At 34.9% G+C, this 22,739-nt stretch carries 20 protein-coding genes; 11 read left to right on the forward strand and 9 right to left on the reverse strand.

The features are described from left to right. Positions 1–25: 25 nt before the first annotated feature. The 3 genes from porK to topA form a co-directional block, all read right to left on the reverse strand. Entirely contained in the window at positions 26–1,411 is a 1,386-nt protein-coding gene (gene porK, locus ACFSRZ_RS03950; RefSeq protein WP_379665217.1) for a T9SS ring complex lipoprotein PorK/GldK, read from the reverse strand. A gap of 103 nt (positions 1,412–1,514) precedes the next feature. After that, positions 1,515–2,675 carry a formimidoylglutamase gene (locus tag ACFSRZ_RS03955; protein WP_379665218.1) on the reverse strand — a complete coding sequence of 387 codons (1,161 nt, stop codon included), beginning with the start codon at positions 2,673–2,675 and terminating at the stop codon, positions 1,515–1,517. A 39-nt stretch (positions 2,676–2,714) separates the two neighbouring features. Further along, positions 2,715–5,186 carry a type I DNA topoisomerase gene (gene topA, locus ACFSRZ_RS03960; RefSeq protein ID WP_379665219.1) on the reverse strand — a complete coding sequence of 824 codons (2,472 nt, stop codon included), beginning with the start codon at positions 5,184–5,186 and terminating at the stop codon, positions 2,715–2,717. A gap of 137 nt (positions 5,187–5,323) precedes the next feature. On the opposite strand from topA, the gene ACFSRZ_RS03965 reads away from it, so the two are divergent. The 9 genes from ACFSRZ_RS03965 (at position 5,324) to ACFSRZ_RS04005 (ending at position 15,746) form a co-directional block, all read left to right on the forward strand. Beyond that, positions 5,324–6,742 (forward strand): MBL fold metallo-hydrolase, encoded by a 1,419-nt coding sequence (locus ACFSRZ_RS03965; protein WP_379665220.1) that lies wholly within the window; start codon positions 5,324–5,326, stop codon positions 6,740–6,742. Positions 6,743–6,829: 87 nt separating this feature from the next. Next, positions 6,830–8,284, forward strand: coding sequence for a tRNA (N6-isopentenyl adenosine(37)-C2)-methylthiotransferase MiaB (gene miaB, locus ACFSRZ_RS03970; RefSeq protein ID WP_379665221.1), 1,455 nt, complete (start codon positions 6,830–6,832; stop codon positions 8,282–8,284). Between the two features lie 3 nt (positions 8,285–8,287). Beyond that, the gene (locus tag ACFSRZ_RS03975) at positions 8,288–9,508 is read left to right on the forward strand and encodes a sigma 54-interacting transcriptional regulator (protein WP_379665222.1); all 1,221 of its coding nucleotides are present in this window, start codon (positions 8,288–8,290) and stop codon (positions 9,506–9,508) included. A 23-nt stretch (positions 9,509–9,531) separates the two neighbouring features. Next, on the forward strand, positions 9,532–10,035 hold the full coding sequence (locus ACFSRZ_RS03980) for an LptE family protein (protein WP_379665223.1): 504 nt from the start codon (positions 9,532–9,534) through the stop codon (positions 10,033–10,035). Beyond that, positions 10,035–10,775: a hypothetical protein gene (locus tag ACFSRZ_RS03985; RefSeq protein ID WP_379665224.1), complete on the forward strand. Its 741-nt coding sequence runs from the start codon at positions 10,035–10,037 to the stop codon at positions 10,773–10,775. The genes ACFSRZ_RS03980 and ACFSRZ_RS03985 overlap by 1 nt, the downstream gene beginning before the upstream one ends. Beyond that, positions 10,772–11,107, forward strand: a complete 336-nt coding sequence (gene secG, locus ACFSRZ_RS03990; RefSeq protein WP_379665225.1) for a preprotein translocase subunit SecG — start codon at positions 10,772–10,774, stop codon at positions 11,105–11,107. The genes ACFSRZ_RS03985 and secG overlap by 4 nt, the downstream gene beginning before the upstream one ends. A 161-nt stretch (positions 11,108–11,268) precedes the next feature. Beyond that, complete coding sequence (locus ACFSRZ_RS03995) at positions 11,269–11,544, forward strand: co-chaperone GroES (protein WP_379665226.1); 276 nt, start codon at positions 11,269–11,271, stop codon at positions 11,542–11,544. A gap of 21 nt (positions 11,545–11,565) precedes the next feature. Then, entirely contained in the window at positions 11,566–13,203 is a 1,638-nt protein-coding gene (groL, locus tag ACFSRZ_RS04000; RefSeq protein WP_379665227.1) for a chaperonin GroEL, read from the forward strand. 179 nt (positions 13,204–13,382) lie between these two features. Then, a complete protein-coding gene (locus tag ACFSRZ_RS04005; RefSeq protein WP_379665228.1) occupies positions 13,383–15,746 on the forward strand; it encodes a hypothetical protein in 2,364 nt (787 codons plus the stop codon). Positions 15,747–15,763: 17 nt separating this feature from the next. On the opposite strand, the gene ACFSRZ_RS04010 is transcribed toward ACFSRZ_RS04005, so the two are convergent. From ACFSRZ_RS04010 to xrtF, 6 genes are all read right to left on the reverse strand, one after another. After that, positions 15,764–15,982 (reverse strand): hypothetical protein, encoded by a 219-nt coding sequence (locus ACFSRZ_RS04010; protein ID WP_379665229.1) that lies wholly within the window; start codon positions 15,980–15,982, stop codon positions 15,764–15,766. Beyond that, positions 15,972–16,340, reverse strand: coding sequence for a heavy-metal-associated domain-containing protein (locus ACFSRZ_RS04015; protein WP_379665230.1), 369 nt, complete (start codon positions 16,338–16,340; stop codon positions 15,972–15,974). The genes ACFSRZ_RS04010 and ACFSRZ_RS04015 overlap by 11 nt, the downstream gene beginning before the upstream one ends. A 2-nt stretch (positions 16,341–16,342) precedes the next feature. Then, on the reverse strand, positions 16,343–18,583 hold the full coding sequence (locus tag ACFSRZ_RS04020) for a TonB-dependent receptor (protein WP_379665231.1): 2,241 nt from the start codon (positions 18,581–18,583) through the stop codon (positions 16,343–16,345). Between the two features lie 73 nt (positions 18,584–18,656). Continuing rightward, entirely contained in the window at positions 18,657–19,064 is a 408-nt protein-coding gene (locus tag ACFSRZ_RS16615) for an HYC_CC_PP family protein (protein WP_449301475.1), read from the reverse strand. 36 nt (positions 19,065–19,100) lie between these two features. Next, complete coding sequence (locus ACFSRZ_RS04030; protein ID WP_379665233.1) at positions 19,101–19,541, reverse strand: exosortase F system-associated membrane protein; 441 nt, start codon at positions 19,539–19,541, stop codon at positions 19,101–19,103. Then, a complete protein-coding gene (xrtF, locus tag ACFSRZ_RS04035; protein WP_379665234.1) occupies positions 19,538–20,074 on the reverse strand; it encodes an exosortase family protein XrtF in 537 nt (178 codons plus the stop codon). The genes ACFSRZ_RS04030 and xrtF overlap by 4 nt, the downstream gene beginning before the upstream one ends. Before the next feature lie 59 nt (positions 20,075–20,133). Here xrtF and ACFSRZ_RS04040 point away from each other — a divergent pair, with 59 nt between their 5' ends. Both ACFSRZ_RS04040 and purH read left to right on the forward strand, forming a co-directional pair. Further along, on the forward strand, positions 20,134–20,586 hold the full coding sequence (locus ACFSRZ_RS04040) for a GAF domain-containing protein (protein WP_379665235.1): 453 nt from the start codon (positions 20,134–20,136) through the stop codon (positions 20,584–20,586). Between the two features lie 608 nt (positions 20,587–21,194). Then, positions 21,195–22,721, forward strand: a complete 1,527-nt coding sequence (gene purH / locus ACFSRZ_RS04045) for a bifunctional phosphoribosylaminoimidazolecarboxamide formyltransferase/IMP cyclohydrolase (protein ID WP_379665236.1) — start codon at positions 21,195–21,197, stop codon at positions 22,719–22,721. Positions 22,722–22,739 lie beyond the last annotated feature (18 nt).

Genomic DNA, 22,739 nt, shown 5'->3' on the forward strand with positions numbered 1-22,739 from the left:
AATTAAATTGTTTTGGGGGTTAGTGTTAATTATTTGTTTGTGATCTTAATTTCCCTAGGGAGTTTTGGACAGTTCTAAATCCGATGTAACTTCTTGCAGTATCTGCATACTCATAGTCTCTTGTACTTACTTCCAAGAAATATGCTACATCTTTCCAAGAACCACCTCTAATGATTTTTCTTTTGTTGTTTCGGTCTTCAACATTTGGGTTCATTGTTGATCCCATGTAGTAAGATGACGGATTGTATGAAGTGTTTGTCCATTCGGCAACATTTCCTGCCATGTTGTATAGACCATAGTCATTTGGATTGTATGATTTCGCTTCTACTGTATACAGAGCTCCATCTACTGCATAGTTTCCTCTTACAGGTTTAAAGTTTGCCAAGAAACATCCTCTGTCACTTGTAGTACTGTGTAGACCCCAAGGGTATTTTGCATATTCTAGACCTCCTCTGGCAGCATATTCCCATTCTGCTTCTGTTGGCAATCTAAAACTTGGTACAGGGATAGATCCTTTCTTACCTCTTACCTTGTCATTTTTATACTTGGTTCTCCAATTACAGAAAGCTTCTGCTTGGTACCAATTTACTCCAACAACCGGATAGTCTTCGTAGGCCGGATGGAAGAAGTAATCTTGGTGCATTGGATCGTTATAAGAATAGTTGAAATCTTTTACCCAAACAGTTGTATCTGGATAAACGTTTACAGTTTCGTTCTTTAAAAATTCTTTTCTATCTCCTACTCCTCTGATAGCTGATTTACCATCAAACCAAGAATAGGTATAGTTTAAAAACTTAGGATTGAATGTTCTAATACCATTCGTAGCTTCATCCTTTTTGATATAAAGAGAATCCATTACTTCTGTATAGTACTCATCTGGATACTCACTTGTATCCCAAATTAATTCTCTTTCCCAATTTAATGGTTTTAGAGAATCTAGACCTGTACCTATGTCATAATAGTTCTCGAACATATATTTCTCGTATGCCGTAGCATTGGTTGTATCTATTACTGCAAAGGCAAAATCATAAATTCCACCTCCTTTAGACGTTCCTGTACTATCTATTAAATTTCCTCCTCCTGCAAAGTCTGCCATGTAAGCTAACTTAGTTCTTGTAATAGAGTCTCTTACCCAATGAACGAATTGCTTGTATTCTGAGTTTGTAATCTCAGTCTCGTCCATATAAAAAGGTCTTACCGTAACGGTTCTGGCTGGAGCACTCATGGTACCAACAACATCTTCATCTTGCTTACCCATAGTAAACGACCCTCCCGGAATTGAAACCATACCAAAAGGCCTTTCAGCAAACCATTTCTTCTGGCTTCTTACACCAAGAAGCTCTCCTCTGTCATTAGAACCACATCCATACAAGATGGCTATTACAAATGCATATAATGCTACTTTCTTCATATTTTATAGTCTTTCCTAAAAAAAGTTCGTAAACCTAGAGTTTTTTTTGTAAAAATACAATCTAATACTAGCTTTTTAACGTAATCTTTTCTCTGTCTTGTATTTAAACCATTTTTCTTTGTGCCTTAAACCACCTTTCTGGAATAATCTGTTCGGTTGTTTCCAAATAATCCTGATAGGTACAAGGTATTAACGCGTGTCTTTTGTATTTATTATCCTTTATTAAATTTATCTCCATCCACCATCTTCCTGTCTTATCACTTTTATAAAAATTGATAGGATCATCATTCTCTAACAAGACAGTAAACTTTTGATAATCTTCTTTTGTACTAAACGGGTAATCCTTTGCTCTAAAATTTACTCCTTCAATAAAGTACCATATCATTTGAGCAATCAAATGTGCTGTTTGATAATTGGAATCATATTTAGAGTTGTACTCGTAAATTCCGAATGAAGTTACTTTATCGCTAATCCCTGCATATCGAGCAATTGCGCATATCTCTTCACCATAGAAACCGTTGGGAGATACATTATTATTTGCAGGAGCATCACTTTGTCTTACAACACCTATATCTATACTCACAATATCAGCATCTCTAAACACAGGCTCTACAATTTCTAAATTCTTTGCTTCTCCTAACCTGTATGCGTCAAAATTCAGGCTATGAATCAAATTGATCTCTTCCTGAGAATTAAAATAGGTTTGATACCCAATATTACTATAATTGAACAGGTTGTTTGGCTGTTGCATTATAATCTTACTCAAATAAGACTTTGAAGACAACTCGTCATCTAAAGTCCCTAGATCAAACATACTATCAACAGCAACTAAATTTACCGTTTGCTCTAATGCATCATAAGCGCGATAATTAGAAAAAGTTGTATCCTGCCCACCTCCAATGATAATTGGAATAATATCTTTTTTTAACAAAGTAGCTACGACTTCAGTTACTGCAAAAAGAGTATCGGAGGTTTTGTTTCCTTTTTTAATATTTCCGAGATCAGCAATTTTGGTATGCCAATTACCCGGGAATAATTGATATAAATGCCTTCTGATGTGATGTAAATCTTTACCACTACCAAAGTTATCTTCGGTATTTCTATCTTCCTCTACACCTACAATAGCCATCTTAACACCCTCCAAATCAGGAAACCCATCGGTTTGTGAGTGTATGAGAAAAGTTCTACCAAAACTATTGGGAGGTAGCAACACTGAATGTGCAACTACAGAATCTTTTATAGGGGATAAAAAGTCAGAGTTCATTTAAAAAAGTTCGTAAACTGCTTGCAATATAAGGATTTCTTATTTCTTTTTTGCAGTTTTCTTTTTAGGTGTCTTTGATTCAATTAATTTCACCGCTTCTTCTTTTGTCATCTCTTGAATTTGAGTTGTTTTTGGAAGCTCTACTTTTATTTTTCCTTTGATCACATTAAATCTTCCCCATCTGGCTTTCTCTACTCGAATACCAACATCTTCCCAATTATGAATCAATTTTTCTCGCTCTTTCTTTAATTTATCTTCTATCAACTCTTCCATGTCTGACTGAGATAGGTTGTCAAAGTCATACTTCTTATTAACGTTGATGAACATAGAGTTCCATTTGATAAATGGCCCAAATCTTCCAACTCCTTTTTGAATAGGTAGGTCTTGGTAAGACCCGATAGGCGCATCTGCTTTTCTCTTTGCTTCTATTAGCTCAACAGCTCTATCCAAATCAACAGTCATTGGGTTTTCTCCTTTATCTAAGGAAACAAACATTTTTCCAAACCTAACATAAGGACCAAAACGACCATTAGCCACTACAACTTCATCTCCTTCGTAATCACCTACTTTTTTAGGTAATTTAAACAGGTCTAAAGCTTCCTCATAGGTAATATTGTTCATTGTCTGTTCTCCTTGTAAACTCGCAAACCTTGGCTTCTCCTCATCAGTTGCCTCTCCTATCTGAACCATTGCTCCGTATCGCCCTAAACGAACATATACATTCTTTCCTGTTTCAGGATCAATCCCTAACAATCTTTCTCCTTTTGCTCTCTCAGCATTCTCAGCAACATCTTCTACAGTAACATGGAAATCTTGATAAAACTCCTTAATCATAGAAGTCCAATCTTCCTTTCCGTCTGCGATATCATCAAATTCGGTTTCTACTTTGGCAGTAAATCCAAAGTCTAAAATATTCGAGAAGTTTTTCACTAAGAAATCATTCACAATATTCCCTATATCTGTAGGAACAAGTTTTCCCTTGTCTGACCCTACTTTTTCTGAAAGTGTTTTTGAGGTTACACTATCATTCTTAAGCGTGAATTGAAGATATTTTCTTTCCGATCCCTCAACAGTTCCTTTGGCGATATATTCTCTTCTTTGAATGGTAGAAATTGTTGGCGCATAGGTAGAAGGTCTTCCTATACCCAATTCTTCTAACCTTTTTACCAAAGAAGCTTCAGTAAATCTATAAGGTGCTTTTGAATAACGTTCTGTAGCTGTAATAGAATCATTCTTTAAATCTTCTCCTACTTCCAACTTTGGCAACATTCCAGCCTGCTCATCATCATCATGATCAGTTCCTTCCAAATACACTTTTAAAAACCCTTCAAAAGTGATTACCTCTCCATTTGCTACAAACTGCTTGTTGTTCTTATCATTATTAATCTTCACTACCGTTCTCTCTAATTGTGCTTCTGCCATTTGAGATGCAATGGTTCTTCTCCAGATCAATGCATATAAACGATCCTGATCATAATCTACAGATACATTATGCTTATTCATATTAGTAGGACGAATAGCCTCGTGAGCTTCTTGTGCTCCTTTTGATTTTGTAGAGAAGTTTCTTGGCTTACTATAAGATTCGCCATAAGAAGATACGATCTCTGCTTGAGCAGCATTCTTTGCATCGTCAGATAAGTTTACACTATCTGTTCTCATATATGTAATAAGCCCGGCTTCATATAGTCTTTGAGCCATCAACATGGTTTTGGCTACCGGAAAACCTAGCTTACGAGATGCTTCTTGTTGTAAGGTAGATGTTGTAAATGGTGGAGCTGGAGATTTTTTTGCCGGCTTCTTTTGAAGATCCGCTACTGCGTGAGTTGCTCCAATACAATCATTCAAAAATGATTCTGCTTCTTCTTTATTTGTAAAGTTCTTAGCCAACTTAGCTTTGAACTTTTTACCATTTTCATTTACAAACTCTGCATCCACACGGTAAGAAACCACAGGAACAAAGTTTTCTATTTCTCTTTCTCTTTCTACAATTAAGCGCACGGCAACAGATTGAACTCTTCCTGCAGATAATCCTCCTTTTACTTTTCTCCAAAGTACCGGAGATAATTCGTATCCTACCAATCTATCCAATACTCTACGCGCTTGTTGAGCATTTACTAAATTGTAATTGATGTTTCTTGGGTTTTCAACTGCACGAAGTATTGCCTTTTTTGTAATCTCGTGAAAAACAATTCTTTTGGTATTTTCTTCATTCAATTTCAATTGCTCCGACAGGTGCCATGCAATGGCTTCTCCTTCTCGATCCTCATCACTTGCCAACCAAACTGTTTCTGCTTTCTTTGCTAGATCCTTTAACTTCTTTACAACAGCTTTTTTATCTGAAGAGACTATATATTTTGGTTTAAAATCTCCATCTACATTAACACCCAACTCCTTTGAAGGGAGATCTGCAATATGCCCAAAACTAGACTCTACTTGAAAATCTTTTCCTAAAAATTTTTCTATGGTTTTTGCCTTTGCAGGCGACTCAACTATCACTAAATTCTTTGCCATGTATCTTTAAAATTACCTTCAAAACCAACTATTTTTGAAGATGATTTTGGAATGCAAAAGTATAGAGTTTTTTTTTATTGCTCATTTTTAGATTACCAAATGAGTATTATTTTTACATTCGTTGTTCAAGATTTGTTATGTTAAAAATTCATTCACACGCGTGCTTACAAGTAAAAACCAAGAAGAGTAATTTACTAGTAGATCCATGGTTAACAGGCTCTTGTTACTGGAGATCTTGGTGGAATTATCCTCCTGTGAAGGATTTAGATCATGACACTCTTAATCCTGACATTATATATATAACTCACGTACATTGGGATCATTGGCATGGTTTAACCTTAAAAAAATTTCTAAATAAGGATATTTTGATCGTTACACATCAAGAACCTAACAAAAGAAGTTATCAGGATTTATTGGATTTTGGTTTTAAAAACATCAAGGTCTTAAAACACGGACAATCTTTTCAACATAACGACCTAAAAATCACACCGTACCAGTTTGGGCTATTTTTAAATGACTCTGCTTTAGTTATTGAAACACCAGATTGTAAGATCTTAAATGCCAACGATTGTAAAATAGCCGGGGCAAGTTTAGAGCAGATTAAAAAGAAACACGGGAAATTTGATTTTGCTTTACGATCTCATAGCACAGCTAATGACAGAGTGTGTTATCAGATCAAAGGTTCAGAAAAAGTTTTTGATGATGTAATGCATTATTCGAGGTCTTTTAAATTGTTCATGGATAATGTAAAACCAACCTACGCCATCCCATTTGCGTCAAACCATTGTCACTTACACAAGGATGTAATCGAATTCAATAAATACATTAATGATCCCTATACATTAAAGGAGAATATCCAAACCATGGGTGATTTGAAAGGTTCTGAGTTAAAAATTCTATTGTCCGGTGATTCTTGGTCAAAATCAGATGGTTTTCAAATTCAAGAAAGTAACAAAGAGTTTTTCGACAAGAAGGAAGAGTTTATCTCTCAATATGCGAAAGAGAATGAAGAAAAGCTTCAGCAGTACTATGAACTTGAAAACAAACAGCGATTGAATAACAGAACCGTTACTGTATTTGAAAAACAGCTGAAATCTATACCAAAATTCTTTAAGCGAAAATTAAAAGAATGGACTTTTGTTATTCATCTAACCAATAGTAAGAAAGATCAGTTCTTGCTTGTTAATCCTTTTCTAGGTAAAGTTTCTCGATCTGATGCAGCAACAGCAGAATCACACAAAGCAAAAATCATTATGCCTCTGATAGTTTTTAATGATGCTGTAAACAAAAACATGTTTCACCATTCTGGTATTTCCAAGAGAAACAGATATGTTTTTGAAAACCATGAAGAGTTTTCAAAATGGGAAACACTTAATGGAATGTTAGATAGAGTTGAATTACAAGTTTTCCCATTGCGTTTTTCTTATGTGGTAAGTTTTATATCTTCTTACTTCAGAAGATGGAGAGAAATTTTAGTCTACATGAAAGCTCTTTTCTACTTGAGAAAAGGCTTAAAAATGTATGATGTAGAAGAAAAAATACTTTCTGAACATTAAAAGTCCAATCAATCACTTTTAAAAAACATCTGACAATTTGTCACATTTTTTCTATTTTGGTTGTATCTTTGTAGCCAATTTGAGAACATGGAACAGATAGAGAAAGTTATTGACGAAAAAATACAAGGGAAAGCCCTTGTTACTGAACATAGAGACGGAAATACCAAAAAGCTTTTTATTGAAAGTTATGGCTGTCAGATGAATATGAATGATAGTGAGATTGTTGCAGCCATCCTCTCAGAGCAAGGTTTTAATACTACACAAAGCTTAGACGATGCCGATCTTGTATTGGTAAACACCTGCTCTATACGTGAAAAAGCAGAACAAACAGTACGCAACAGACTTCAAAAATACAATCACGCTAAGAAACGAAACCCTAAAATGAAAGTTGGGGTTTTAGGTTGTATGGCAGAGCGATTGAAAGAGAAATTCTTGGAAGAAGAGAAGATTGTAGATTTAGTTGTTGGACCAGATGCCTACAGAGATCTTCCTAATTTAATTGAAGAAGTTGATGCCGGAAGAGATGCTGTAAACGTGATCTTATCCAAAGATGAAACTTATGGAGATGTTTCTCCGGTTCGTTTGAATTCTAATGGAGTTTCTGCTTTTGTTTCTATTACTCGCGGCTGTGACAACATGTGCACTTTTTGTGTAGTTCCTTTTACCAGAGGTAGAGAAAGAAGTCGTGACCCTAAGAGTATCATAGAAGAAGTTCGTTCTATGAAAGAAAAGAACTTTAAAGAAATTACTTTATTAGGTCAAAATGTAGATAGTTATTTATGGTACGGAGGAGGACTTAAAAAAGACTTTAAAAAAGCATCTGAACTCGCTCAAGCTTCTGCTGTAGATTTTGCTCAATTATTAGACATGTGTGCAACGGAGTTTCCAAAAATGCGTTTTCGCTTTTCTACTTCCAATCCACAAGACATGACTCTAGATGTGATCCATGTAATGGCAAAGCATCAAAACATTTGTAAATACATTCACTTACCTGTTCAAAGTGGAAGCAATGCCATGCTTAAAGCCATGAACCGTCAGCATACACGTGAAGAGTATATGGAATTGGTAGATAACATCTATAAGATCATTCCTGAAATGGCCCTAAGCCAAGACATGATTACAGGATTCTGTGGAGAGACAGAACAAGATCATCAAGATACTCTAGAACTAATGGAGCATGTAAAATATAGTTTTGGATTCATGTTTGCGTATTCTGAGAGACCCGGAACCTTGGCAGCCAAAAAAATGGAAGATGATGTTCCATTAGAAATTAAAAAGCGTCGTTTACAAGAAGTCATCAACCTACAACAAAAGCACAGTTTATATAGAGCTCAAGAACATGTTGGACAAGTTCAAGAGGTATTAATTGAAGGAACTTCAAAAAAATCTGATGCACATTGGAAAGGACGTAATACACAAAATACAGTAGTTGTATTTCCAAAGGAACACTACAAAATGGGTGATTTTGTGAATGTAAAGATTGAAGATTGTACTTCAACTACCTTATTAGGTACCGCTGTTGATTACTCAGACAACAACTAAGCTATGGAAAACTTACAAGCTATAAAACAACGTTTTGGTATCATTGGAAATGATATCCAGCTCAATCGTGCTTTGGAAAAGGCAGTTCGAGTTGCTCCTACCGACATTTCTGTATTGGTAACCGGAGAAAGCGGTGTTGGAAAAGAAAACATCCCAAAAATCATTCATCAACTTTCTCACAGAAAGCATGCAAAATACATTGCGGTAAACTGTGGTGCTATTCCGGAAGGAACAATAGACAGCGAATTATTTGGCCACGAAAAAGGAGCCTTTACGGGAGCTACATCTACAAGAAAAGGATATTTTGAAGTTGCTGATGGAGGAACCATCTTCTTGGATGAAGTTGGAGAACTACCCTTAACCACTCAGGTTCGTTTGTTGCGTGTTTTGGAAAATGGAGAATTTATCAAAGTAGGTTCTTCTCAAGTACAAAAAACCAATGTGCGTATTGTAGCGGCAACAAACATCGAGATGCAGGAAGCTATTGCAAAAGAGAAGTTCAGAGAAGATCTTTACTACAGATTAAGTACTATAGAAATTCACCTTCCGGCTTTACGAGAACGAAATGAGGATATTCATTTACTTTTCAGAAAGTTTGCTGCTGATTTTGCTCAAAAGTACCGAATGCCTACCATCCGTTTGGATGAGAATGCCGCTCACCTACTTTTAAATTATCGCTTTCCCGGAAACATTCGTCAATTGAGAAATATTGCCGAGCAGATCTCTGTTGTTGAAGAAAACAGAATGATCACCGGAGAAAAGCTAAGTCAATACTTACCCAATCACTCAGGAAATTTACCTGCTGTGATCGGAAAGAATACAGATAAGAACGATTTTGCCACAGAGAGAGATATCATGTACAAGATCTTATTTGACATGAGAAACGACATCAACGATCTAAAAAAGTTAACGTTGGACCTGATGCAAAATGGAAACTCCGAAAAAGTTCAAGCAGAGAATCATCAATTGATCGAAAAAATATACCAAGAGCAAAATCAAGAAGTTCACCCGGTAGAAGTTGTACAAATACCTGAGCAGACCAATCAAAGCAATTACGATTTTGTAGAAGCAATTGAAGAAGATGAGAATCTTTCTTTACAAGAAAAGGAAGTCGAGATGATTAAAAGGTCATTAGAAAAACACAAAAAGAGAAAGTTAGCTGCTAAAGAATTGGGAATTTCGGAACGAACTTTGTACCGAAAAATCAAACAATACAATTTATAGCGAATTTGTACATTTGAACATACATGAAAAAATCATCTTTTATTATTCTATTCTTTACAAGTCTTGTTTTATCGGCTTGTGGCATTTATAAGTTCAACACCGGAAATGTAGGAAATGCCAAAACCTTACAAATCGACTTTTTCCCTAACCAGGCTTCTTTGGTAGAGCCAACTTTGAGTCAACGTTTCACTCAAGATATGCAGGATCTTTTCTTGCGTCAGACAAATTTGGAACAAGTTCCTAGAGGTGGTGACTTACGTTTTGAAGGTGAAATTACAAGATACACTGTTAATCCAATGAGTGCAACATCTCAACAAACAGCTGCACAAAACAGATTAACAATTACTGTGAATGTTCGTTATTATAACCGCTTAAAAGAAGAAGATGATTTTGAAAAGCAGTTTTCATTTTACTCAGACTTTGATGCGAACTCTCAACTCACAGGGGCTGTATTAGACTCTGCACTTGACGAAATACTAGAGCGAATTATTCAAGATATTTTTAATGCATCGATAGGAAAATGGTAATGCCTGTAGACACATACAAGAGTTTACTTTCTAAACCTGAGGAGTTAAAAGACAATCAGGTTTCAGAACTAAAATCTATTATCAAAGAATATCCTTTTTTTCAATCGGCAAGAGCCCTATACCTGAAAGGTTTAAAAAACCAAGATAGCTTTCGTTATAACAACGAATTAAAGATTACGGCTGCATACACAAATGACAGAGCTGTCTTATTTGATTTTATAACTTCAGAAAGTTTCCAAAACAAAACAGATATTCATCAACAAATTGCAATTCGTATAGAGGAAGCACCTGTTGTTTTTGAAGAAATCGTAGAAACACCTGAAGTTGCTAAGGAAAAATTAGATTTAGGAAAACCGATTAATTTCAGCCCAAAGGAAGGACACTCATTTAATGAATGGCTTCAACTATCTGTAAAAACTCCTATTGTTAGAGAAGAGAAAAAAGAAGAAAAGCAAGAATCTAAACCTCTTGATAAGTTCAAAATCATAGATCGTTTCATAGAAAGTAACCCTAAGATCATCCCAGCTGACAAGTCGGAGAAAATAGAAGTAGACGTACCAAAGAATAAAGTAGATAAATCTTTGATGACTGAGACTTTAGCTAAAGTTTACTTAGAACAAAAAAAGTTCACAAAAGCTATAAAGGCTTACGAAATATTAAGTTTGAAATATCCAGAAAAAAGTGGTTTCTTTGCAGACCAAATTAAAAGAATCAGAATTTTACAAAAAAATAAATCATGAGTTACACGGCCTTTTTAATATTAATCTTGATCATTGCAGTAGCATTAATATTAATTGTAATGGTACAAAACCCTAAAGGAGGGGGATTGTCTTCTTCTTTCGGTGGTGGTGGAGCACAATCTATTGGAGGTGTTCAAAACACAAACAACTTTTTAGACAGAACAACTTGGACTCTTGCTATTGCAATGTTTGCTTTGATCTTATTAGCAAATTTTGCCATTCCAAGAGGAAATGATAATGGTGTAAACATTGACAATACAATCAATGAAGTAAATACAAATGCACCTACAACAAATACGACTCCACCGGCTACAAATGATAGCCTACAATAGTAAGGAGTTATAGAAGTATAAAAAATGCCAACGTGTCACTCGTTGGCATTTTTTTGTATGTATCAAATCCGCTTTTAGAAAAAATGTCAGTTTGTTTCTAATGGCATAATTTCTGACTAATCAGAAACAGATAATTAATAATAAAACAACAAATCAATCATATGGGATTAAATATTCAACCTTTAGCAGATAGAGTTCTTGTAGAGCCTGCTGCTGCTGAAACAACTACCGCTTCAGGTATTATCATTCCAGACACAGCCAAAGAAAAGCCTCAAAAAGGAACTGTTGTAGCTGTAGGAAACGGAAAAAAAGATGAGCCTTTAACAGTAAAAGTTGGAGATACTGTTTTGTATGGAAAATACTCAGGAACAGAATTAAAATTTGAAGGAAAAGATTATTTAATGATGCGCGAGAGCGACATTTTAGCAATTATTTAATTTCATTAAAACAACACAAAAATGGCAAAAGATATAAAGTTTGACGTAGAAGCAAGAGACGGTCTTAAACGTGGTGTAGATGCATTGGCAAATGCTGTAAAAGTTACCTTAGGACCTAAAGGAAGAAACGTAATTATTTCAAAATCTTTCGGGGCTCCAAACGTAACCAAAGATGGGGTTTCTGTAGCGAAAGAAGTTGAATTGGAAGATGAGCTTGAAAACATGGGGGCTCAAATGGTAAAAGAAGTAGCTTCAAAAACCAACGATATTGCCGGAGACGGAACAACTACTGCTACCGTTTTAGCACAAGCAATCGTAAAAGAAGGTTTAAAGAACGTAGCTGCCGGAGCTAACCCAATGGACCTAAAAAGAGGAATCGACAAAGCTGTAAAAGCTATTATAAGCGATCTTGAAAAACAAGCTAAAGCTGTAGGAGATTCTTCTGAAAAAATTCAACAAGTAGCTTCTATTTCTGCAAATAACGATAGTACAATTGGCGAGCTAATTGCTACGGCTTTTGGTAAAGTAGGAAAAGAAGGTGTTATTACTGTTGAAGAAGCAAAAGGAACTGACACATACGTAGATGTAGTAGAAGGAATGCAATTTGACAGAGGTTATTTATCTCCTTATTTTGTAACTGATGCTGATAAGATGATTGCTGATCTTGAAAATCCATATATCTTATTGTTTGACAAGAAAATTTCTAATCTTCAAGAGATTCTTCCAATTTTAGAGCCTGTTGCTCAATCTGGGAGACCTTTATTAATTGTTGCTGAGGATGTAGAAGGACAAGCTTTAGCTACTTTAGTAGTGAACAAGTTAAGAGGAGGATTAAAGATCGCTGCTGTAAAAGCTCCAGGATTTGGAGATCGTAGAAAAGCTATGTTAGAAGACATCGCAATCTTAACAGGAGGAACAGTAATTTCTGAAGAAAGAGGTTTCTCTTTAGAAAATGCAACATTAGATCTTTTAGGAACTGCTGAAACTGTAACTATTGACAAAGACAATACTACAATTGTAAATGGAAGCGGAGATGCTGAAACGATCAAAGCAAGAGTTAATCAAATCAAAGCTCAGATCGAAACTACGACTTCTGACTACGATAAAGAAAAACTTCAAGAGCGTTTAGCTAAATTAGCTGGAGGTGTAGCCGTATTATACGTAGGTGCTGCTTCTGAAGTAGAGATGAAAGAAAAGAAAGACAGAGTTGATGATGCATTGCATGCAACTCGTGCTGCTGTAGAAGAAGGTATTGTAGCCGGAGGTGGTGTTGCTTTGGTAAGAGCTAAGAAAACTTTAGAAAAAATCACTACAGACAATTTAGACGAAGTAACCGGAGTACAAATTGTAAACAGAGCTATTGAAGCTCCTCTAAGAACAATTGTTGAAAATGCAGGTGGAGAAGGATCTGTAGTTATCAATAAAGTATTAGAAGGAAAGAAAGATTTTGGATATGATGCAAAATCTGAAGCTTATGTAGACATGCTAGAAGCCGGAATTATAGATCCTAAGAAAGTAACTCGTGTTGCATTAGAAAATGCAGCTTCTGTTGCTGGTATGATCTTAACAACCGAGTGTGCATTAGTAGACATTAAGGAACCAGAAGCTCCTGGTGCAGGAATGCCTCCAATGGGTGGTGGAATGCCAGGAATGATGTAATAAGCTCATCAAAAAATATAAAAAGACCCTGTTGAAGTTTCAACAGGGTCTTTCTTTTTACCGTTCATTCAGATCCAGTTTACTCATTATAAGTACCATTTCACTCATTATTCCTTTATTCTTGTTGTATTTTAACTTAAAATTGTTTCGCTCAATTTTACATATAACCAACCTATACAATGCAACCAAGACGATTTTTAATCATTCTACTTCTTCTATCAGTAAATCTTAGCGCTCAAGACAAGCCTAAGCTTGATGAAATCTATGAGAAGTATTTTCATCTTCCTAGAGTAATTCCACACCTACATTTGAACAAAACTTCCTTTTTGCAAGGTGAAGAAGTGTGGTTCAAAGCATACATTGTAGATCAGAATAAAAATAAACTGAACGACATCACCTCTAACCTCATCTGTACAATTCACGATGAAGAAGGAAATGAAATTGCCAGAAAACTTGTATTCATAGACAAAGGAATAGGACAAGGAAGTTTTTTGCTAGATACAGTTTTCAATAAGAAAACATACTACTTAAAAGCTTCTACCAACTGGATGAAAAACTTCAAAGAGGATCAAACTTTTCTTCAGAAAATAAACATCGTTCGAAATTTCAATAAAAAAGCAAAGAAGACAAAAGTTTTATATGATGTACAGATTCTTCCAGAAGGAGGACACTTGGTTGAAGGTGTAAAAAGTATGGTGGGAGTCGTTATCAAGAATAGTAACCATGAGGGAATCAAAGTTGACAATGGCATTGTTGTAAATGAAACAGGAAATAATGTAGGTAGCTTTAAAACCAACCTTTTCGGCCATGGAAAGTTCTCGCTGAGCTACAGAAAATCTGAAAAATATTTTTTAGAATTCACCATAAATGGAGAAAAGATCAAGAAAGAGATTCCTTTAGCCAAAGAAAGAGGTTATGTTCTCAATGTAAGCAGCAGTAGCAACAAATACCTTCGCATCATTTTAAAGACCAACTACAACACTCTTATCAGATCACAACACAGGACTGTAAAAGTTCTCATTCACAACACTAAGTTTTATTTATTAGAAACCATCAAACTAAACCCAAGCTACAGAGATTACGATCTTTTTGTTGAAAGGGAAAAACTCAAAAAAGGAATTAATATCGTCACTTTGTTTGATCATGAAAACAAACCTTTATCAGAAAGAATTGTATTTAATTATAGTGAAGATCTTTTTGAAACGGTGTCAATTGGCAAATCGGCAATAGCAAATGATTCTATTACATTCTCATTTCAGAAAAAAGAAACAGACAAAGCTTCCTATTATTTAAGTGCTTCTTTTTTGCCTGAAGGAACCAAAGCATATAACTCTAACAATAATATTTATGCTTCCATTTTATTAAGACCCTATGTAAGAGGTCATATTCAGAATGCTCGCTATTACTTTCAGAACACCAACAAACAAAAATTACAATACCTAGATCTTCTACTCCTTAATCAAGGTTGGAGTAAATACAAATGGAATAACGTTTTTCACAACACACCTAAACCTGTTTTTGAGAATGAAAGGGGAATTACAATCAAAGGAAAATTAAATATTCCTGAAAAACGATTGAAAGGAAAACTGAGCTTGATTGCACCTAATGATAATGTTTACGTAAGTAAAAAATTGAGATCTCTATCTTATGAGTTCAAACATTTGTACCTAAGAGAGAATTCTCGACTGATCTTAAGTTATTTAAAAAAGAAAAAAGAGATCAAGCCTAACGGTTATCTAAGGTTTACTCCTTCTGTAACGAAAGAGAAAATCTTTATTCCTCCCAGCAAAGAAATCGAACGAATTGAAGACACTACTGCCATCAATATTAATAAGTTTCTTGTAGAAAGAGAGCTTTTAGATGAGATTAAATTAAAAAGTGATGTTCAATTCAATAACAGACCTATAGTGGCCTTAGGACATACAAAAGGAGTTAAAATTTCTGATCATTATAGTGATCATATTAATTTACTAGACATCATAACGAGTAATGGTTTTTTAGTAGATGGCTTCGCTTTTGCCGACAACGGAAATCCTCAATTGTTAATTTATGAACGTCAGCATTACCATCTAAGAAATGCCTTAATGGCCGTAAATCCTCGCAGTAGCCCTCCTAGGCTTACTCAGGTATTTTTAAATGATCTAGACATTACTTCCAGTACTCGACAACTATTATACATTAAAGCAGACAATATAGACGAAGTGTTTTTTAACAGAACTGAAAATGGGCGTATTACCATCTTTACTAAGAAACGAGAAGACATGAATATATCGATTCCAACAGCGACTTTAGATTACATTATTCCAAACGGATTTGCTACAGAAAAAGAATACTACAACCCTAACTATTCTTCATACAGATCTCCGGTATTTAAAAAATATGGTGCTATTTTCTGGAATCCTTCTATAGAATTATCAAAGAAAAAAGATCGAGCTCAAGTAAAAGTTCCTGTACATCATCAAAATTCAATATCAATTTTTCTTGAAGGGATCACAAGTGAAGGAAAGCTTATTTCAATTAAGAAAACTCTCGATATCAAATAAAAAAAAGCCTTGATAAATCAAGGCTTTTCTTTTTGTATTAAGTTTATGTGACAAATATCACATTTACCTTCCATATAATAATTCATTCCGTTTTCACATTCCATTGGACAGATATATACTTCTTGAATAACTGCCTCAGAAACGATTGGCTCTTCTTTTGGTGGCTCTTTTGTTTTACAAGCTCCCCATAAGAACAAGCACAGAATAAGTGTTTTGACCAAAGGCCTAGTGCCCATCTCCTTTTTTATGAGCGTCCACTACTTTTTTATCGCGATACTTACAGCAAGGATCAATTGAGTTGTAAACCTTATCAGTTGCTTTAATATCTTTGGTATCATGTCCTACAGAGGCCATTTTTTTCTGAATCGTCTTTACATTTGTTTTTCTTTCATCAATAACCAATGAAAGCATGTGAGTTTTTAAATCCCACACAGCAAATTTTACTCCTTTTGTATTTAATGCTGCTTTTTCAATTCTCTTCTTACACATCATACAAACACCATCTACCTCAATAGCGACTTTTGCATTTTTCTTTTGTGCTTGTGCTGTTACTCCAAGTAACATAAAACTTAAAACTACTAATACTTTTTTCATTGTTAATCTATTTTAAATCGTAATCCGCTATAGAACATTCGTCCAAAAACGGGTGCATATATTATTGTACTATCAAAATTGTTACCAAACGGATTATCACTTGCTAAGATAGGGTTTTTCTGTCTTAGGTTTGTGATGTTCTCTCCTCCGATATATACTTCAAATTTCTTTGAAAAAACCTTTGTTATTTGAGCGTTTAACAAGCTGTAACTGTTTGAATTTTCCGGCAATCTGTATTGCACAGGATTACTCGAAGTATTTGGCAAACGCTGCTCTCCTATAAAGTTATAAGTCGCATCAAATTTCCATTGATTACCCTTAAGCCCTTTCTTTGTTTCATATCCAACATTGGCAAAAAAGCGATGATTTGGGGTTAATGGTTTTGATAATTTTCCTGAATTGTAATCGATCTCAATATCGTAATACTTATAGGCAAGTCTCACATTAAAGAACTCAGCAATACTATGATTTACCTCCAACTGGAAACTATTTGCATAGCTACTTCCATCAAGGTTATAGAACGATATTTGCTGAGGGTTCTCCCAGTCTACTACAACTTGATTTTGAAAATGACTTCTGTAAAAATCAAAGGTGATGTTTCCTTTTCTTTCAAACAATCGGAAACCTTGCAGTAAAGACACTCCGTAATTCCAAGCAACTTCCGGATCTAACCCATAGATTTTTCCTCCTGCTGATTGCACATTGATTTGTCTAGAACTAGAAAACAACTGTTGATTTTCGGCAAAGATATTAGCACTTTTTCTTCCTTGTCCAAAAGAAAATCGCAATGTTGCTTTCTCCCAAGGCACATATCTAAAATGAAATCTCGGAGTTACAAAAGTTCCTAAAAGATTATGCGTATCTACACGCAATCCGGCAGTAAAACTAAAATTCTCCAAGTTGTCGTAAGCATACTCGAAAAAAGTACCCAACGAGTTCTCAACTCTATTATAATTTGTGGTTTCTACCAATTCAGCATACCCATCGTGGGTAAAGCTAATCCCTGTAGTAAACTTATTTCTTGTATCTCCAATAATGGAATTAAACAACAAATTCGAATAGATACTCTGATGCTCTATATTGTAATCTCTCAAACCAAAATAAGAATCTTGCTGATGATTACTATACGCCAATTGGAAACCAAAGCTTTGGTAAGGTAATTCTGGAAAAACATACCCTATTTTTGTAGAAACATCAAGTCTCTTTGTATCTATTTCTCCTCCCCAAGCATTGGTTGTTCCTCTATCAATATCCGGATCAAAATCAATTTGCCCTGTTTGCTTTGAGTCGTCCATATACCTTAGGTTGATAAAACTCACCCATCCTTTTTCGGCGTCGATGTATTGCCAACGATTCATCACATTTACCTGATTCATTAATGGATTATCTAGAAAACCATCGTCATTTCTATCAAACTTTTCACCTCTATAGTTCCCGTGAACATATAATCCGGTTTGCCATTTATCAGACACTTTCTGATTAAAATGTGTATTTAATTCCAATCTTCCACCCAAAGAACCATAAGCATTCACAAAAAACCTTTTATCTGTTAATGGTTTTACCAATTCTGCATTGATCTGACCGGAAATACTCTCATATCCATTGATCACACTTCCTGCTCCTTTGGTAATCTGAATGCTTTCTACCCATGTTCCGGGGGTAAATGTCAATCCAAAAACCTGAGCTGCTCCTCTGATAGAAGGAATATTTTCCTGAGTAATCAGTAAATAAGGACTCTTTAACCCTAACATTTGAATTTGTCTAGTACCCGTTAGTGCATCAGAAAAATGCACATCAATAGACGGGTTTGTTTCAAAACTCTCTGCTAGATTACAACAGGCAGCTTTTAATAGTTCTTCGCTGTTTACTGTAAATACATTTGCTGTTTTTAAGAATGATTTCTGTGTAGCTTGTTTTCTACTTGTAATTTGAACTTCTTCTAATTGGTTTTCCGGAATTATGTAATGACGAATAGGGCTTAAGCTTGTAACCGTAATCGTATCTGTTTTGTACCCCACATAACTGATCACCAATTTTTTGTACTCTTTTTTATAAGGAATGCTAAAGGACCCTTTTTCATTTGTAGTGGTTCCTACATTCGTATTTAACCAATACACATTGGCTCCAAAAACTCCCTGATTATCTTTTGGGTAGCTTTTATCCATGATCACCCCTTTCAATACTTGTTGACTGAACGAGATCGTGGGAATTAGCATTATGATGCTAAACAATATTTTTTTCATGGTATGTTTTAATTTTTAATTAATAGACGATTTCATCCATATTTGGATGAATAAGTGAACTATGAATTAAAAATCAAATTAGGAAAGTCTCGTATAGAACTTGGATGTCACGTTCCAAGTCGGGAGGTGAGAAATCTTTATAATACTCTTTCTCAATAGAAATCTCTTGAAATATATTGATGTAAGAATAGAGATGATAAATTACAAACGTGATGTTTTCTGGAGTAACCGTTGTAATCTTCTCTTTATCAAACGTAGGAGATTCTATAACTTCAGTCTCATTTTTACAGCATTTTTTCTTTTTCATTTTTTGCTGATCAGCCTTCATTTTCATCCCACAATCGTCAGCTTTTCCAAAATACGCAACGTCTATTAATGTCTCACCACAAAAATGTTTATCTATGGTAAAAGACATCGTAGAAAAAAGCACTATAAATGAGAGTGCTACCGCGCTAATTTTATAAAAAAGCTTTTTCATCATCTCAGCAAAAGTACAACCAAAAACTCAAAAAATATGTTAATTCTTTTTACGAACTAATTTTCTGTGGTAAAAGAATGCCGGCAATAAGATGATTAAGAATAATGGATGAACAATAAATCTCCTGATATAGAACGGGAACAAATAACCCGATTCAAAGCTTGTTCTTAAGAGCAATGAAAACACAATGATCATGATCATAAAAGCAAACATGTAAAGGAATCCTGAGAATTTTACATATTTCTTATTGTAGAATATCATGTAGATGATTCCTAATGAAATAAGAGTATTTAATGTATACCTAAATAGCATATCTACAGCCAAACGCCAAGTGTCAATCTCAGGAATGGTCTTGTAGAGATAATCGTTTTGAAAATATTCGATCAGGGGATCATAGAACAAGTCCATCTCATACGCTCTCACCAAAAATAAGAGCCCGAAAAGGACAATGGTAACGACGATTCTTATTGATCTACTCATTTTTTATAATTTGAAAACTTGTGTACCCATAAGACCCACAACAAAAAAGTAGCTCCGTATATTATAGCCGGGAAAACTAAATTATGCAGAAATTCTTGCTGCGCAGGGTACTTTTGTAACATAACTGTTAGGAATGCTATTCTTAGAATGTTAATTCCATAAATAAACAAACCTCCTACAGTTCCAAAAAGTATTGTTGATTTTAACGATCCCGGAAATGCAATGATAAAAGACAAAAACAGGATAATAATACTTAATGAGTTACACCCCTCTATAACTCGCGCCGTATACTGACCATTCAACAATAACTTTACAGACATTTCATCTTCATGCTGCATATGCGCAGCATCGTATCCAAAAAACGCTAATACAGACTCCGTTTGCTCTGCAACCGTAGTAGTGATAGGAGAACAAACAAAAACATCCTCTTTTTGTTGCGTTTTTTGTAAGTAAAGAGAATAAAGTGCGAACAATATAAAATAAGTAGCAAAAAATTTTACTAGAAAAAGAACGATATTCTTTTGCTTTTTCATGAGGATTTTGATTTAATTTTGCTACTTGAATTTTGCAATAACACAAATATAACAAAATCGTGAACATCAATTTTTTAAAAGATACTGTAAAAGAGATCATTTCATCTGAAAATACAAAAGGAGAGAAATTACAACACATTTGTGATCTTCTAGAAAAGGAGATATCCTATTATGATTGGGTTGGGTTTTATTTTAGAAATGGAGATAAAGAAGAATTGAAACTTGCTGAATTTACCGGCGAACCAACAGAACATACAATTATACCTTTTGGAAAAGGTATTTGTGGACAAGTTGCGGTGAGCAATGAAAACTTTGTTGTTCAAGATGTATCTGAGCAAGACAATTACATTTCCTGCGGATGGAAGGTAAAATCGGAAATTGTAATTCCCATTTTTGTCAATGAAGAAAATATTGGTCAGATAGACATTGATTCACACACTTCAAACCCTTTTACAGAGCAGGATGAGGAACTACTAGAATTTGTCTGCGCTCAAGTAGCAACTCTTTATTAGCATCCCTAAAAAAGGTTAGATTAAAAATTCATTAATAAAGGGTATTGCTTTTTTGTTCTTTTTGGGATATGTTTGTTAAGTAAATTTTCTATTAATCATTAAACTCCCCTTAATAATGAAAAAAGAAGATATCCAAAACACCGTTACATATAGTAGTCGGTACGCTAGAGAGACTCAAGAAAAGGAAACTTTATTAGAGAAATTCACCTATTGGTTTCGTGATTTTTTAGAGAACTCAGAGTAGCAAATTGATACTTTTTTGATTTTCAAACCTTTAAATCTAAGTCATCCCCAAAAAGGGGGATAAGAAAATTTCCTCTTTTTTGGGTATTGACACACACCCTCTGTTCAGCTATTTTTACTTCATTAGTAAACATATCCCCCAAAATATGAAGAAAAATACGTCCCTTACCGAGGCCTTATTATATAGAATTGGCCTCAAAAAACGCAAAAAGATCAAAGAGATTAGAAATTACAGTATTCTCGTAGATTCATTTCGAAGAAAAGTTTATTCACAATAGTGTAATAAGTTTCTTTAAATCACCTTTGTTTCTTATTGTTTTAACAACACACATTTAGTAGTTTTGTGCGCTCAACAACACAACATCATGAGCGACGTAAAAACTATCAAATCTGCGCTGATCTCCGTATTTCACAAAGACGGCTTAGAACCTATTGTTAAAGCACTTAACGCAAACAACGTAACTATTTATTCTACAGGAGGAACCGAAAAATTCATTAAAGAATTAGGGATTCCCGTTGTAGCAGTAGAAGACATCACTTCTTACCCTTCCATTTTAGGGGGACGAGTTAAAACCTTGCACCCTAAAGTCTTTGGAGGTATCTTAAACAGGCAAGATAATGAAAGTGATGTAGCTGAATTGGCCGAGTACGAGATTCCTCAGATTGATCTTGTCATAGTAGACTTGTATCCTTTTGAGAAAACTGTGGCTTCTGGTGCTTCAGAACAAGACATTGTAGAGAAGATAGATATCGGTGGTATTTCGTTAATCAGAGCAGCTGCAAAGAACTTTAAAGACACGTTTATCATTTCCTCTATGGAACAATACCAAGAGTTCCTAGATTTATATACTGCAAGCAACGGAACTAGTACTTTAACAGACAGAAAGAGATTTGCAGCCAAATCATTTAACGTTTCTTCACATTATGATACGGCTATCTTCAACTATTTTAACGAAGATGAAGTAGTTTATAAGGCTAGTGAAACCACTTCAAAGACTTTACGATATGGTGAAAACCCGCATCAAAGAGGATACTTCTTTGGCGATTTAGATGCCATGTTTGATAAGCTTCACGGAAAAGAACTTAGCTACAACAACCTTCTCGATGTAGATGCTGCTGTAAACTTAATGAATGAGTTTGTGGGAGAAAATCCAACTTTTGCTATTTTAAAACATAACAATGCCTGTGGTTTTGCTCAGAGAGAAACCATACACCAAGCTTACGTTGATGCTTTAGCAGGTGATCCTGTATCTGCTTTTGGAGGAATCTTAATTGCCAACTCAAAGATTGACAAAACTACAGCAAATGAAATTCACAAGTTGTTTTGTGAAGTTGTGATTGCGCCTTCTTATGACGATGATGCCATTGAGGTTCTGAAAGGAAAAAAGAATCGTATTATTCTTATTCAAAAAGAAGTTGCTCTTCCTCAACAGAATGTAAGAACTGCTCTTAATGGCTTGTTAGTTCAAGACAAAGATGCCAAAACAGACACAAAAGAAGATTTAACATATGCAACCAACAATAAACCTTCTGATAGCGAGTTAGAAGATTTGTTATTTGCTTCCAAAATTTGCAAACACACAAAGTCAAACACTATTGTTTTAGCCAAGAACAAACAATTGTGTGCCAGCGGTACAGGACAAACCAGTAGAGTTGATGCTTTAAGACAAGCTATTGAAAAAGCTAATAGCTTTGGATTTGACCTCAATGAAGCAGTTATGGCTAGCGACGCTTTCTTCCCATTTCCAGATTGTGTAGAGATTGCTCATAATGCAGGAATTAAGAGTGTTATACAACCGGGAGGGTCGATTAAAGATCAATTGAGTATTGATTTTTGCAACGAAAATAATGTGTCTATGGTAATGACCGGGACTAGGCATTTTAAACATTAAGATTCCATTGCTAAATAG

This window comes from Pseudotenacibaculum haliotis (genome assembly GCF_042684245.1).
In the GTDB taxonomy this organism is placed as follows: domain Bacteria; phylum Bacteroidota; class Bacteroidia; order Flavobacteriales; family Flavobacteriaceae; genus Polaribacter; species Polaribacter haliotis_A.

What these genes read in the sequence shown, in the direction of transcription:
- miaB (WP_379665221.1), top strand. Translation starts at nt 6,830, where the DNA reads ATGGAACAGATAGAGAAAGTTATTGACGAAAAAATACAAGGGAAAGCC.
- ACFSRZ_RS04010 (WP_379665229.1), bottom strand. Translation starts at nt 15,982, where the DNA reads ATGGGCACTAGGCCTTTGGTCAAAACACTTATTCTGTGCTTGTTCTTA.
- groL (WP_379665227.1), top strand. Translation starts at nt 11,566, where the DNA reads ATGGCAAAAGATATAAAGTTTGACGTAGAAGCAAGAGACGGTCTTAAA.
- ACFSRZ_RS03955 (WP_379665218.1), bottom strand. Translation starts at nt 2,675, where the DNA reads ATGAACTCTGACTTTTTATCCCCTATAAAAGATTCTGTAGTTGCACAT.
- porK (WP_379665217.1), bottom strand. Translation starts at nt 1,411, where the DNA reads ATGAAGAAAGTAGCATTATATGCATTTGTAATAGCCATCTTGTATGGA.
- ACFSRZ_RS03995 (WP_379665226.1), top strand. Translation starts at nt 11,269, where the DNA reads ATGGGATTAAATATTCAACCTTTAGCAGATAGAGTTCTTGTAGAGCCT.
- secG (WP_379665225.1), top strand. Translation starts at nt 10,772, where the DNA reads ATGAGTTACACGGCCTTTTTAATATTAATCTTGATCATTGCAGTAGCA.
- ACFSRZ_RS16615 (WP_449301475.1), bottom strand. Translation starts at nt 19,064, where the DNA reads ATGATGAAAAAGCTTTTTTATAAAATTAGCGCGGTAGCACTCTCATTT.
- topA (WP_379665219.1), bottom strand. Translation starts at nt 5,186, where the DNA reads ATGGCAAAGAATTTAGTGATAGTTGAGTCGCCTGCAAAGGCAAAAACC.
- ACFSRZ_RS03975 (WP_379665222.1), top strand. Translation starts at nt 8,288, where the DNA reads ATGGAAAACTTACAAGCTATAAAACAACGTTTTGGTATCATTGGAAAT.
- ACFSRZ_RS04005 (WP_379665228.1), top strand. Translation starts at nt 13,383, where the DNA reads ATGCAACCAAGACGATTTTTAATCATTCTACTTCTTCTATCAGTAAAT.
- ACFSRZ_RS03965 (WP_379665220.1), top strand. Translation starts at nt 5,324, where the DNA reads ATGTTAAAAATTCATTCACACGCGTGCTTACAAGTAAAAACCAAGAAG.
- ACFSRZ_RS03980 (WP_379665223.1), top strand. Translation starts at nt 9,532, where the DNA reads ATGAAAAAATCATCTTTTATTATTCTATTCTTTACAAGTCTTGTTTTA.
- ACFSRZ_RS04015 (WP_379665230.1), bottom strand. Translation starts at nt 16,340, where the DNA reads ATGAAAAAAGTATTAGTAGTTTTAAGTTTTATGTTACTTGGAGTAACA.
- ACFSRZ_RS03985 (WP_379665224.1), top strand. Translation starts at nt 10,035, where the DNA reads ATGCCTGTAGACACATACAAGAGTTTACTTTCTAAACCTGAGGAGTTA.
- purH (WP_379665236.1), top strand. Translation starts at nt 21,195, where the DNA reads ATGAGCGACGTAAAAACTATCAAATCTGCGCTGATCTCCGTATTTCAC.
- xrtF (WP_379665234.1), bottom strand. Translation starts at nt 20,074, where the DNA reads ATGAAAAAGCAAAAGAATATCGTTCTTTTTCTAGTAAAATTTTTTGCT.
- ACFSRZ_RS04020 (WP_379665231.1), bottom strand. Translation starts at nt 18,583, where the DNA reads ATGAAAAAAATATTGTTTAGCATCATAATGCTAATTCCCACGATCTCG.
- ACFSRZ_RS04030 (WP_379665233.1), bottom strand. Translation starts at nt 19,541, where the DNA reads ATGAGTAGATCAATAAGAATCGTCGTTACCATTGTCCTTTTCGGGCTC.